The sequence below is a fragment of the Terrabacter sp. Ter38 genome (assembly GCF_024519435.1).
Lineage (GTDB): Bacteria > Actinomycetota > Actinomycetes > Actinomycetales > Dermatophilaceae > Terrabacter.
Genome location: NZ_JALJRZ010000006.1, coordinates 202,373 through 215,056 on the forward strand (window position 1 = coordinate 202,373; position 12,684 = coordinate 215,056).

At 73.1% G+C, this 12,684-nt stretch carries 13 protein-coding genes; 8 read left to right on the forward strand and 5 right to left on the reverse strand.

The window, feature by feature from the left end:
* Positions 1-78: 78 nt before the first annotated feature.
* Positions 79-288, forward strand: a complete 210-nt coding sequence (locus NR112_RS14215; RefSeq protein ID WP_256794959.1) for a DUF1918 domain-containing protein — start codon at positions 79-81, stop codon at positions 286-288.
* Here the strand turns inward: NR112_RS14215 and hutI are convergent.
* From hutI to NR112_RS14230, 3 genes are read right to left on the reverse strand one after another with little or no spacing between them, the layout of a single operon-like run.
* Positions 285-1,481 (reverse strand): imidazolonepropionase, encoded by a 1,197-nt coding sequence (gene hutI, locus NR112_RS14220; RefSeq protein WP_256794960.1) that lies wholly within the window; start codon positions 1,479-1,481, stop codon positions 285-287. The genes NR112_RS14215 and hutI overlap by 4 nt on opposite strands.
* A complete protein-coding gene (locus NR112_RS14225; RefSeq protein WP_256794961.1) occupies positions 1,478-2,824 on the reverse strand; it encodes a formimidoylglutamate deiminase in 1,347 nt (448 codons plus the stop codon). The genes hutI and NR112_RS14225 overlap by 4 nt, the downstream gene beginning before the upstream one ends.
* Positions 2,821-4,077: an allantoate amidohydrolase gene (locus NR112_RS14230; protein ID WP_256794962.1), complete on the reverse strand. Its 1,257-nt coding sequence runs from the start codon at positions 4,075-4,077 to the stop codon at positions 2,821-2,823. Before NR112_RS14230 ends, NR112_RS14225 begins: the two co-directional genes overlap by 4 nt.
* A gap of 61 nt (positions 4,078-4,138) precedes the next feature.
* On the opposite strand from NR112_RS14230, the gene NR112_RS14235 reads away from it, so the two are divergent.
* Positions 4,139-4,672, forward strand: coding sequence for an aminoacyl-tRNA deacylase (locus NR112_RS14235; protein WP_256794963.1), 534 nt, complete (start codon positions 4,139-4,141; stop codon positions 4,670-4,672).
* Between the two features lie 34 nt (positions 4,673-4,706).
* Positions 4,707-5,084, forward strand: coding sequence for a DUF2256 and DUF3253 domain-containing protein (locus tag NR112_RS14240; RefSeq protein ID WP_256794964.1), 378 nt, complete (start codon positions 4,707-4,709; stop codon positions 5,082-5,084).
* A 37-nt stretch (positions 5,085-5,121) separates the two neighbouring features.
* Here the strand turns inward: NR112_RS14240 and hutU are convergent, their stop codons facing one another.
* Positions 5,122-6,777, reverse strand: coding sequence for a urocanate hydratase (hutU, locus tag NR112_RS14245; RefSeq protein WP_256794965.1), 1,656 nt, complete (start codon positions 6,775-6,777; stop codon positions 5,122-5,124).
* Positions 6,778-7,005: 228 nt separating this feature from the next.
* Positions 7,006-8,589 (reverse strand): histidine ammonia-lyase, encoded by a 1,584-nt coding sequence (hutH, locus tag NR112_RS14250; protein ID WP_256794966.1) that lies wholly within the window; start codon positions 8,587-8,589, stop codon positions 7,006-7,008.
* 102 nt (positions 8,590-8,691) lie between these two features.
* On the opposite strand from hutH, the gene NR112_RS14255 reads away from it, so the two are divergent.
* The 5 genes from NR112_RS14255 to NR112_RS14275 all read left to right on the forward strand — a co-directional run bounded on the left by NR112_RS14255 (position 8,692) and on the right by NR112_RS14275 (position 12,679).
* Positions 8,692-9,465 (forward strand): IclR family transcriptional regulator, encoded by a 774-nt coding sequence (locus NR112_RS14255; protein WP_256794967.1) that lies wholly within the window; start codon positions 8,692-8,694, stop codon positions 9,463-9,465.
* 3 nt (positions 9,466-9,468) lie between these two features.
* A complete protein-coding gene (locus NR112_RS14260; protein WP_256794968.1) occupies positions 9,469-10,185 on the forward strand; it encodes a Type 1 glutamine amidotransferase-like domain-containing protein in 717 nt (238 codons plus the stop codon).
* A 9-nt stretch (positions 10,186-10,194) separates the two neighbouring features.
* Positions 10,195-11,172: an NAD(P)H-quinone oxidoreductase gene (locus NR112_RS14265; RefSeq protein WP_256794969.1), complete on the forward strand. Its 978-nt coding sequence runs from the start codon at positions 10,195-10,197 to the stop codon at positions 11,170-11,172.
* Between the two features lie 140 nt (positions 11,173-11,312).
* A complete protein-coding gene (locus NR112_RS14270; RefSeq protein WP_256794970.1) occupies positions 11,313-11,924 on the forward strand; it encodes a hypothetical protein in 612 nt (203 codons plus the stop codon).
* 98 nt (positions 11,925-12,022) lie between these two features.
* Positions 12,023-12,679: a proteasome activator gene (locus NR112_RS14275; RefSeq protein ID WP_256794971.1), complete on the forward strand. Its 657-nt coding sequence runs from the start codon at positions 12,023-12,025 to the stop codon at positions 12,677-12,679.
* Positions 12,680-12,684 lie beyond the last annotated feature (5 nt).

The following is a 12,684-nucleotide window of genomic DNA, read 5'->3' on the forward strand; positions in this document are numbered from 1 at the left end:
GCCGGCCGAAGGCCTTCCCGCGCGGGGCCGGAGGTGGTGTCCTTGGAGGAGGAGAGCCCCAGCGCGAGGAGGTGTGCCATGGAGGCACGGGTCGGTGACCGCATCACGATGGCCGCGGAGCACGTCGGTCAGAGCACGCGCGAAGGGACCATCCGGGAGGTGAAGGGTGAGGGCGGCGGGCCGCCCTACGTCGTCGAGTGGTCCGACGGGCACACCGGGATCATCCATCCCGGACCCGGTTCGGTGCTGCGCTGCGAGCACCCCGCCGACGACGCCGCCGGCTCCTAGAGGTCGAGCGCTCGCACGATCGGCACCCCGGCACGGTAGGCCAGGTGCAGGTGGCTCGGCGCGTCGATGACGGCCAGCTCGGCGGGCTGCCCCGGGGCGATCCGACGGTCGAGGCCGAGCGACCGCGCCGAGACGGCAGTCGCGGCGTGCAGCGCCTCGGCGGGCGTCATCCCCATCTCGCGCACCGCGAGGGCGATGGCGAAGGGGATCGACGAGGAGTAGCAGGTGCCGGGGTTGCAGTCGGAGGCGAGCGCCACGTCGACGCCGGCGTCGATGAGGGCCCGCCCGTCGGGGTAGGGCGAGCGCGTCGAGAACTCGACGCCCGGCAGCAGGGTCGCGACGGTCGCGCCCCGGGCGGCGGCGAGCGCCTCGACGTCGGCGTCGTCGAGGAACGTGCAGTGGTCGACGCTGCGCGCGCCGAGCTCGCAGGCCAGACGGACGCCCGGGCCCGGGCCGAGCTGGTTGCCGTGGACGCGGAGGGCGAGCCCGGCCGCGCGGCCCGCCTCGAGGATCGTGCGCGCCTCGTCGCCGTCGAAGGCGTGCGCCGAGTGCGGCTCGCAGAAGACGTCGATGCTCTCGGCGAGCGCGGTGGGGCCGTCGGCGGTGACGGCGTCGAGCATCGGGCCCGTCACGAGGTCGACGTAGGCCGCCCGGTCCGAGGCGTACTCCCGCGGCACGACGTGCGCGCCCAGGAAGGTCGTGTGCGCGGTGACCTCGCGGGCGATGCGGAGGCTGCGCAGCTCGTCGTCGAGGGTCAGGCCGTAGCCGCTCTTGATCTCGACGGTCGTCGTGCCCTGGGCCCGCATCTCGGCGACGCGCGCAGCGACGAGGGCGCGCAGCTCGTCGTCGCTCGCGGCCCGGGTGGCGGCGACCGAGACGGCGATGCCGCCCCCGTCGTAGGGCGTGCCCGTCATGCGCGCGGCGAACTCCGCCGAGCGGTCGCCGGCGAAGACGAGGTGCGTGTGCGAGTCGACGAAGCCGGGAATGACCGCACGGCCGCCGAGGTCACGGCGATGGTCGGTGTCCGGCGCCTCGTCGGCGGCCCCGACCCACTCGACCACGCCGTCGTCCGACACGACGAGGGCTGCGTCACGGATGACGCCGAGGAGCGCGTCGCCGGGGTCGGCGTGACCGTCACCGCGGGCCGGGTCGTTCGTCGTCAGCTCCGCGATGCCCGTGAGGAGCAGGCTCACGCGTGCACCCCTCCGACGACCCCTCCCGCGACGCGGTCGATGGCGCTGACGAGCAGCCGGCCGACGTCACCCATCCGGTGGTGGCCGTCGCTGACGACGACGTCGCCACCGACGACGACCGTCGAGACGTCGGACGCGACGCACGCGTAGATGATCTGGTCCTGCGCAGCGCCTGCGGTGTTGACCGTGTCGGTACGCACGGTGACGAAGTCGGCGAGCGCCCCCTTGCTGAGGTGGCCGCCGTCGGACCAGCCGAGGGACCGGTAGCCGTTGAAGGAGGCCGCAAGGAGCAGGTCGTTGGCCGAGAACCGGTCACGCTCGTTGGTGACGAGCCGCTCGTGCATCTCGAGACCCCGCAGTTCCTCGAACGGGTCGATGACGACGTGCTGGTCCGAGCCCAGCGAGAGCGGGCTGCCCGCGTCGTGGAGCGCCCGCGCCGGGCCGATGCCGTCGGCGAGGTCGCGCTCGGTCGTCGGGCAGAAGCACGCGCCCGTCCCGGTGCCCCCGAGCAGGTCGATGTCGCGGTCCTCGAGGTGCGTGGCGTGCACGGCCGTCGAGTGGGCTCCGAGGGCACCAGCCTCGTCGAGCAGCTGCGTCGGGCTCGCGCCGTAGAACATCTGGCAGGCGAGGTTCTCGCCGTGCTGCTCCGACAGGTGCACGTGCAGCGGCAGGTCGCCGGCCGCCTCGACGACCCGCGGCAGGTCCTCGCGGCGGACCGCGCGAACCGAGTGGATGGCCGCACCGAGCCGCACGCGGTCGGTCTCGGGGCGGCGCTCGGACATCCGGGAGGCCCAGGCCTCGACGGTGCCGTCGCTGAAGCGGCGCTGGCCGGGGTGCAGCTCGACGTGGCCGCCCCCGTTGAGGCCCCCCTCGAGGTAGCAGGTGTCGAGGAGCGTGAGCCGGATGCCGGCCTCGTCGGCAGCCTGGCGCACCGCGAGCCCCATGGCGTTCGGGTCGCGGTAGGGGTGGCCGCCGGGACGGTGGTGGACGTAGTGGAACTCCCCCACGACGGTGATCCCGGCCTGCACCATCTCGGCGAAGACGGCCCGCGCGAGCGCGAAGTACGTGTCGGGGTTGAGCTGCTCGGCCGCGGCGTACATCTGCTCGCGCCAGCTCCAGAAGTTGCCGCCGCCGCCGTTGACCCGGCCTCGCAGGGCGCGGTGGAAGGCGTGGCTGTGCGCGTTGGCCATGCCGGGCAGCGTCACGCCGGCGAGGCGGACGTCGTCGGGCTCGGGGTCGGCGTCGACGAGGACCTCCTTGAAGAGGCCGTCGTGGGTCACGAAGCGGACCCGCCGCGCGAAACCTCCTGTGAGCCAGGCACTCTCGCACCAGAATGCAGTCATCGGGCGTCGCTCATCGACTCGTGGTCCTTCCCTGTGCACAGCTCGGTCACGACGGCTGTCAGGGCCGTGACCCCATGGTGACAGTCATCCGTGCTCGCGAGCTCGGCGGGTGAGTGTGAAACTCCTGTGGGGTTGCGGACGAAGAGCATCGCGCTCGGGACGCCGTGCGTCGCGAGGATGCCTGCGTCGTGCCCGGCGCCCGTGCCGAGCAGCGGCGCGTCGGGCAGGATCCCGCGCAGCCTCCCGACGAGATCGGTGTCGAAGGTGGTCGTCGGCGTCCACGACTCCGGTGTCGTCGTCGCGCCGAGGCGGCCGGCCTCCGACGACACGGCGTCGACGGCCGCGTGCACGACGTGCTCGCTGCGCCCGCGGACGTCGAGCCAGGCCGTGACGTGGCTCGGGATCGCGTTGACGCCGCCGGGGATGACGTCGACCTTGCCCACCGTGGCGACGCAGCCCAGCCCCACGGCATACGACCGGGCCGCCTGGATGACCGTGGCGAGCCCGATCATCGCGTCCCGGCGGTCGGCGATGCGCGTCGTGCCGGCGTGGTTGGCCTCACCGGGGATGTCGACGCGCCACCGGCCGTGCGGCCAGATGTCGGTGCCGATCGCGACGGCGCGGCCTGGGTCGCTGAGGTCCTCGCTCCCGTCCGGGGCGAGCGCCAGCGCCTTGCCCTGCTCGACGTGCAGCTCGACGAAGCGGCCGACGCGCCGGACCGCCTCGTCGTCGCGGCCGAGCGTCTCGGGGTCCCGCCCCGCGCTGCGCCAGGCCTCGGCGACCGACACGCCGTCGACGTCGGTCAGGGAGCGGGCCCGGTCGGCGTCGAGAGCCCCGGTGATGATACGGGACCCCGCGCAGGCGATGCCGAAGCGGGCTCCCTCCTCGTCGACGAAGTTGACGACACCGAGCGGCACGTCAGGCTCGAAACCGTCTTCCCGCAGCGCATCGACGGTCGCGAGGGCGCTGACGACCCCGAGCGGGCCGTCGAACGCGCCGCCGTCGGGCACGGAGTCGAGGTGCGAGCCGATGACGACGCCGGGCGTCGTGTCGGGGTCGCCCCACCAGCCCCACTGGTTGCCGGCCCGGTCCTCGACGAGGTCGAGGCCCCGGGTGGCGCACTCGGCGGCGAACCACTCCCGCAGGTCGTGGTCGGTCCGGGTCCACGCGTAGCGGCGGTAGCCGCCCGACCCGGCGTCGCGACCGACCGGCTCGAGATCGGCCCACATCCGGTCGAAGCTCGTCGTCGTCACTCGATCACCACTCCTCGCAACGCCGGCATCTGCGTCCGGCTCTGTAACTAGGCTCTGTCCCATGGATCCTGACCGCGACGACACCACCGAGCGTAGTGACTCGGGCCCGGAACCGCCGATCCGCACGCCTGCGGTCGACGCGGTCCTCGCGGCCGGCATCGAGCACACCGTGACCCGGCACGGACGCGTCTCGAGCCTCGAGGAGGCGGCCGCCGCACGGGGCATCGAGCCGCGTGACCTCATCAAGACCCTCGTCGTGCGCCGGGCGGAGGACGACCACGTCTTCGTCCTCGTACCCGGTGACCGCACGTTCTCCTGGGCCAAGGTCCGCGCCCTGCTCGGCACGAACCGCATCTCGATGCCCGACGCCGAGGCCGCAAAGGCCGTCACCGGCTACGAGCGCGGCACCATCACGCCCTTCGGCTCCGCCGCGCGCCTGCCGGTCATCGCCGACACGCACCTCGTGGGACGACGCATCTCGCTGGGCGGCGGCGGCCACGGGATCGGCCTCACGGTCAACGGCGACGACGTCATCCGGCTCTTCGAGGCGACCGTCGCCGACATCTCCGACGAGGAGGTCCGCAAGGACCGTTGACGCCCCCGCGCCCCGGAGGGCGCAGACTGTGCACATGTCACGCACCCCGCTGCCCACCAAGCCGTGCGCTCGATGCGGTCGCACGATCACGTGGCGCAAGGCCTGGGAGCGCGACTGGGCGACGGTGCGCTGGTGCTCCGACAACTGCCGCAAGCACGGCCTGACCCCGGTCGACATCGAGCTCGAGGATGCCCTGACCAAGCTCGTCCGGGCGCACGCCGCCTCGGCCACGGTCGACCCGTCGGAGGCGGCCAGGTCCGTCGGTGGCGCGGACTGGGAGGCGCTCGTCGAGCCCGCCCGGAACGCCGCCCGACGGCTCGTCGCCGCCGGGCGGGCCCAGATCATCCAGGGTGGCCGGGTCATCGACCCGGACCACGCGAAGGGCCCGATCACGGTGCGCCGCCCCCGCTGAGCGGACCGCACGACCCCACCGGACGGCATACGCCCTCTCAGCCCTCCTGCATCGGGATGCGGACGCCGCGCTCGTGCGCGACGTGGTCGGCGATGTCGTAGCCGGCGTCGACGTGGCGGATGACACCCATGCCGGGGTCGTTCGACAGGACGCGCGCGAGCTTCTGCGCGGCGAGGTCGGTGCCGTCGGCGAGGGAGACCTGGCCGGCGTGGAGGCTGCGGCCGATACCGACCCCGCCGCCGTGGTGGATCGAGACCCAGCTCGCGCCCGAGCTCGTGTTGACGAGCGCGTTGAGCAGCGGCCAGTCGGCGATGGCGTCGGAGCCGTCGGCCATCGACTCGGTCTCGCGGTAGGGGCTCGCGACGGAGCCGCTGTCGAGGTGGTCGCGGCCGATGACGATGGGCGCCGAGATCTCACCGGTGCGGACCATCTCGTTGAACTTCAGTCCGGCCTTGTCACGCTCGCCGTAGCCGAGCCAGCAGATGCGGGCAGGCAGGCCCTGGAAGGCGATCCGCTCCTGTGCGCCCCGGATCCACTTGTGCAGCCGGTCGTTGTCGGGGAAGAGCTCGAGCACGGCCTTGTCGGTCGCGGCGATGTCGCGCGGGTCGCCCGAGAGCGCGGCCCAGCGGAACGGGCCCTTGCCCTCGCAGAAGAGCGGGCGGATGTAGGCCGGCACGAAGCCCGGGAACTCGAAGGCCCGGTCGTACCCGCCCTGGCGGGCCTCGTCGCGGATCGAGTTGCCGTAGTCGAAGACCTCGGCGCCGGCGTCCTGGAACTCGACCATCGCCTTGACGTGCTTCGCCATCGAGGCGCGGGCGCGGTCGGTGAAGTCCTCGGGCTTCTTCTCGGCGTACTCGGCCCAGTCGGCGAGGTCGACGCCCTCGGGCAGGTAGCTGAGCGGGTCGTGCGCCGACGTCTGGTCGGTGACGATGTCGATCTCGACGCCCCGGCGGAGCAGCTCGGGGAAGACCTCGGCCGCGTTGCCGACGACGCCGACCGACCAGCCGCGGCGCTCGCGCTTGGCTGCGAGCGCCTTGTCGATGGCGTCGTCGAGGTCGGTCGCGACCTCGTCGAGGTAGCGGTGCTCGACGCGGCGCTGGAGGCGGGCCGGGTCGACGTCGACGATGAGGCAGGCACCGTCGTTGAGCGTGACGGCCAGCGGCTGCGCGCCACCCATGCCACCGCAGCCGCCCGTCAGGGTGAGCGTGCCGGCGAGGGTGCCGCCGAACTTCTTCTCGGCGACGGCGGCGAAGGTCTCGTAGGTGCCCTGGACGATGCCCTGGGTGCCGATGTAGATCCACGACCCGGCCGTCATCTGGCCGTACATCGTCAGTCCGAGGTGCTCGAGGCGGCGGAACTCGGGCCACGTCGCCCAGTCGCCGACGAGGTTGGAGTTGGCGATGAGGACGCGCGGAGCCCACTCGTGCGTCTGCATGACGCCGACGGGGCGCCCGCTCTGGACGAGCATCGTCTCGTCCTGCTTGAGCGTGGTCAGCGTGCGCACCATCGCGTCGAAGGACTTCCAGTCGCGAGCCGCGCGACCGGTGCCGCCGTAGACGACGAGGTCGTCGGGGCGCTCTGCCACCTCGGGGTCGAGGTTGTTCATGAGCATCCGCAGCGGGGCCTCGGTGGCCCACGACTGCGCCGTCAGGGTCGTCCCGCGCGCCGCGCGGACGGGTCGTGCACCTTCCATGTCACTCTCCTTCGAGGTGGAAAAACGTTGGTATGCCGTGTGCTTCAGCGTTCGTGTGCCGCCCCTCCACCCCTCGAAAGGCCACTTCCTGCCGCCTCTCGCCGGTCGAAAGGCCAGCCCGGGCGGCCTCTGGTGGCCACTCGACCCGCCGAAGGCGGCCACACGTGGCCTTTCGACGGTTAGGGGGTGGGGTTGGGGGTGGGGTTGGGGGTGGGTTTGGGGGTGGGGTCAGCGGAGGGGGCCGGTGACGGACTCAGCGGCGGCGAGGACGTCGCCGTCGGTCACGGCCCGGTGGGCGCCCTCGATGTCGGGGGCGAGGAAACGGTCGGGCCCCGGCGCCGCGTTCGTGCGAGCGGACAGCGCAGCGATGACGGCGCCGGTGGCGGGCGACGGCTCGAGCGGGGACCGCAGCTGGATGCCGCGCGCCGCCGTCAGCACCTCGATGGCGAGGACGTGGCCGAGCGCGTCGACGGAGCGGCGCAGCTTGCGGGCACCCGACCAGCCCATCGACACGTGGTCCTCCTGCATGGCCGAGCTCGGGATGGAGTCGACCGAGGCGGGGACGGCGAGGCGCTTCATCTCCGAGACCATGGCGGCCTGGGTGTACTGCGCGATCATGAGGCCCGAGTCGACGCCGGGATCGTCGGCGAGGAAGGGCGGCAGGCCGTGGTTGCGGGCCTGGTCGAGGAAGCGGTCGGAGCGGCGCTCGGCCATCGACGCGACGTCGGCCGCGACGATGGCGAGGAAGTCGAGCACGTAGGCCACCGGGGCGCCGTGGAAGTTGCCGTTGGACTCGACCCGGCCGTCGGGGGTGACGACGGGGTTGTCGACGGCCGAGGCCAGCTCGGCCGCGGCGACGCGGGCGGCGTGCTCGACCGTGTCGCGGGCGCCACCGTGCACCTGCGGCGCGCAGCGGAGGGAGTAGGCGTCCTGCACGCGGGTGCACTCCTCGGTGCGGTGCGACTCGCGGATCGGCGAGTCCGCCATGACGGCGAGGATGTTCGCAGCCGACTCACCCTGGCCCACCTGCGGCCGCAGCGCGTGCAGGTCGGGCGCGAAGACGCTGTCGGAGCCGAGCAGGCCCTCGACGCTCATCGCGGCCGACACGTCGGCGACCTTGAGCAGGTGGCGCAGGTCGTGGATGGCGAGGACGAGCATGCCGAGCATGCCGTCGGTGCCGTTGATGAGGGCCAGGCCCTCTTTCTCGGCGAGGACGACCGGCTCGATCCCGTGGTCGCGCAGGGCCGTGGCCGCGTCGGTCAGCGTGCCGTCGGCGAGGCGCACCGGCCCCTCGCCCATCGCGGCGAGCGCGCAGTGCGACAACGGCGCGAGGTCGCCGGAGCAGCCGAGAGAGCCGTACTCGTGCACGACGGGGGTGATGCCGGCACTGAGCAGGGCGGCATACGTCCTCGCGGTCTCGAGGCGCACGCCGGTGCGGCCCGTCGCGAGGGTCGACAGGCGCAGCAGCATGAGGGCGCGCACGACCTCGCGCTCGACCTCGGGCCCGGCGCCGGCGGCGTGCGAGCGCACGAGCGAGCGCTGCAGCTGGGCGCGCAGCGCCGTCGGGATGTGACGGGTGGCGAGCGCGCCGAAACCGGTCGAGACGCCGTAGTGGGCGACGGTGTCGTTCGCGAGGTCCTCGATGACGGTGCGGCTGCGGGCGATCTCGGCCTCGGCGTCGGCGGACAGCTCCACCCGGGCGTCGTGGCGGGCGACGGCGACGACGTCGTCCAAGGAGAGCGGACCGGTGCCGACCGTGACGATGCCGGCTCCGGTCACCGAAGGGGCGGCGGTGGCGGGTGCTGCGTTCATGGACCCATCGAACCCCCGAACGGCTGGCGCGTCGGCCCGCGAGGGGGGACAATTGTCTCGGATGCGAGACGTCATCCCGACCGCGGACAGGAGGTGGCCCACGTGTCCAACGCCCCGGCCGCCGCCAACGCGCTCGACGTCCTCGAGCACCTCTCCCGCCACGCCGAGCCGGTGCCCGCCGCGTCCATCGCCCGCGACCTCGGCCTGCCGCGCAGCTCCGTCTACCACCTGCTCAAGGTGCTGCACAGCCGTGGCTACGTCACCCACTACGTCGAGGAGCGGCGCTTCGGGCTCGGCCAGGCGGCCTACGAGCTCGGCTCGGCCTACCAGCGACAGGCGCCCCTCGCCCGCGTCGCGCGGGCGGCCATGCGGCGGCTCGTCGACCAGTGCGGCCGCAACGCCCACTTCGCCACGCTCGACGGGCGCGACGTCATCTACCTCCTCGAGGAACGCGCGCCCGGGCAGCCGATGCTCGTCACCGACGTCGGCGTGCGCCTCCCCGCCCACCTGACAGCCAGCGGGCTCGCCATGCTGTCCGCCCTCCCCGCGACGCAGGTGCGGGCGCTCTACCCCGACCGGGCGTCCTTCGTGCAACGCAGCGGCGGGGGGGCCCGGTCCCTCGGCGAGCTGCGCAGCGTGCTCACCCGCACGCGCACCGACGGCTACGCCCGCGAGGAGGGCACCGTCACGGCCGACCTGTCGTCGGTCGCCGTGCCCGTGCTCGACCGCGCCGGCCGGCCGCTCGCGGCGATCGCCCTGACGCTGCGCACCCCGGACGCGAGCGCCGAGCACGTGGCCGAGCTCGTGGCCCGGGCCCGTCTCGCCGCCGACGACATCGCCCGCCGTCTCAGCCCGAGCCCGACAGGAAGACGCTGACACATGGACATCCACCTCATCGGCGGCGGCTGGGACGACGCCCTCGCCGCCACGCTCTACGGACCCTTCGTCGAAGCCGCCGCGCGTCGTGCCGACGGCACCCCGCGCATCCTGCTCGTCGTCATGGGCACCGATCCCGATTCGCTGGAGTACCACGAGAAGTACGTCGACACGCTCGGTCTCGTGGGTGGTCACGACCTCGTCGTGGAGCGGGTGGCCGAGGGCACGCCGATGGACCCGGCGGCCCTCGACGGGGTCGACGGCCTCTTCGTCGGCGGCGGCCCGACGCCGGAGTACCACGCGTCGCTCGCGGGCGCCTACCCCCGGATCCGCGCGCTGGTGTCCGCAGGTGTGCCGTATGCCGGCTTCTCCGCGGGTGCGGCCATCGCCGGCTCCCACGCGGTCATCGGCGGCTGGCTCCTCGACGGGCGGCCCGTCTGCCCGGAGGACAGCAACGAGGACCTCGACGACGTCGCCGTGGTCGGGGGCATCGGCCTCGTGCCGGGAGCCGTCGACGTGCATGCGTCCCAGTGGGGCAACGTGTCGCGCCTCGTCGCCCTGGTCGCCGCCGGCCAGGCGCCGAGCGGTGTCGCGATCGACGAGGGGACGCTCCTGCGGTCGGACGGGTCCGTGGCGGGCGCGGGACGCGTATGGCACGTCACCCCGGACAGCGCGGGGCCCGGCGGGGCCTGCGTGCGTGCGCGGGCCGCGGGTCAATAGGCTCGGCCCATGCGCGCCATCACGATCCCCGAGCCAGGAGACGCCGACAGCCTCGTCCTCGACGAGGTGCCCGACCCCGAGCTGCGGCCGGGGCACGTGGTCATCGATGTCGCCGCCGCGGGTGTCAACCGCGCCGACGTCATGCAGCGCCTCGGTCACTACCCACCGCCTGCAGGCGCCTCGGAGTATCCCGGCCTCGAGGTGAGCGGCACCATCGCGGCGCTCGGCGAGGGCGTCGAGGACTGGCAGGTCGGCGACGAGGTGTGCGCCCTCATCGACGGAGGCGGCTACGCCGAGCGCGTCGTGGCGCCGGCCGAGCAGCTGCTGCCGGTGCCGCGCGGCGTCTCGCTCGTCGACGCGGCCGGGCTGCCGGAGGTGACGTGCACCGTCTGGTCCAACGTCTTCCTCGTCGCCAACATCCAGCCGGGCCAGGTGCTCCTCGTCCACGGCGGCAGCTCCGGCATCGGCACCATGGCCATCCAGCTGGCCAAGGCGGTCGGCGCGCACGTCGCCGTGACGGCGGGCAGCCAGGCCAAGCTCGACGTGTGCCGCGACCTCGGTGCCGAGTTCCTCGTCAACTACCGCGAGGAGGACTTCGTCGAGCGCGTCCGCGACCTCACGAAGGGTCACGGCGCCGACGTCATCCTCGACAACATGGGCGCGAAGTACCTCTCCCGCAACGTCGAGGCCCTCGCCATCAGCGGGCGCCTCGTGACGATCGGCCTCATGGGCGGCCGCACGGGCGAGCTCGACATGGGCATGCTCCTGGCCAAGCGCGCCGCCGTCATCGCCACCTCGCTGCGGGCCCGCCCCGCGACGGAGAAGGTGGCCATCGTCGCCGCCGTCCGCGAGCACGTCTGGCCCCTCATCGAGTCCGGCGCGGTGCGTCCCGTCATCCACTCGCGTCACCCCCTCGAGCACGCTGCCGAGGCGCACCGCGAGATGGAGGCCTCGGGCCACATCGGCAAGATCCTCCTCACCACCTGAGCCGCCCTGTGCAGCGGGACGATCCGGCTGTGTCCGACTCGTCCCCTGACGCGCTGCCCACCACCGGCGTACCGTTGACCGGTGGACCACTTCGCCACGAAGCGGCCCTCCCACCACACGAGTACCGGGAGGCACCTGCAGTGTTCATCCAAGTGATTCAGGGCAAGACCCACGACGCGGACATGCTCCACCGCCGCATGGACGCCTGGCGCGAAGAGCTCGAGCCCGGCGCGGCCGGCTGGCTCGGCGGCACGTACGGCATCGACGACGACAACGAGTTCATCGGTGTCGTCCGCTTCGACTCTCGCGAGTCGGCGATGCGCAACAGCGAACGCCCCGAGCAGGGCGCCTGGTGGGCCGACACCGAGAAGTGCTTCGACGGCGGCGTCACCTTCCACGACTGCGACGACGTGACGATGATGCTCGACGGCGGGTCGGACGACGCGCAGTTCGTCCAGGTCATCCAGGGGCGCATCAGCGACCAGGAGAAGTTCCGGATGATGCGCGACATGCCGATGGACACCCTCCACACGGAGCGGCCCGACATCCTCGGCGGCACCATCGCGGTCGACGCCGATGGCTGGTTCACGCAGACCATGGCGTTCCGCACCGAGGCAGATGCCCGTGAGGGCGAGAAGAAGGACATGCCGCCGGAGATGAAGGAGCAGATGGCCGACATGGACCAGGCCATGAGCGACGTCCGCTACCACGACCTGCACCATCCGTGGTTCGCCACGGCCGGCTCGCACTGACCAGCGTCGGCCGGAGGACGAGGAGGGGCCCGTGCGACCTGACGGGGAACGCGCGGGCCCCGACCGCTCGACCTGCGCGGTGAGGCAGGATGGAGCGCATGAGCGACGACGCGAGCCGACAGGGCCAGGGCACCGACACCGACTCCGACTCCGACTCCGACTCCGACTCCCAGCGTGACGAGCCGCGCATCGTCGTCGTCACGCCCGACGGCATGGGCGTCGCGGACGCCCAGGGCGAGGATCGCCCCGACGGCGCCGGTCCCCACCCGGAGGGCCGCGAGGAGCGACGCGAGCGCGAGCGCACCAACCCGGCTGACCTCGTCGAGGAGCCGGCCAAGGTCATGCGCATCGGGTCGATGATCAAGCAGCTGCTCGAGGAGGTGCGCAACGCGCCGCTCGACGAGGCCGGGCGCCGTCGCCTCGCCGACGTCCACCACCGCTCCATCGAGGAGCTCAAGGACGGCCTCGCGCCCGAGCTCGTCGCCGAGCTCGACCGGATCGCCCTGCCCTTCCGCGACGACTCCCCGACCGACGCCGAGTTGCGGATCGCCCAGGCCCAGCTCGTCGGCTGGCTCGAGGGGCTCTTCCACGGCATCCAGACCGCGCTGGTCGCGCAGCAGATGGCCGCGCAGCAGCAGCTCCAGCAGATGCGCGCGCTGCCGGCCGGCCCGGGCGCCTCCTACGGCACCCCACCCGGCATGCAGCCCAGCGAGCACCACCCCGGCGAGTCCGGACCCACCGGGCAGTACCTCTGACCCCG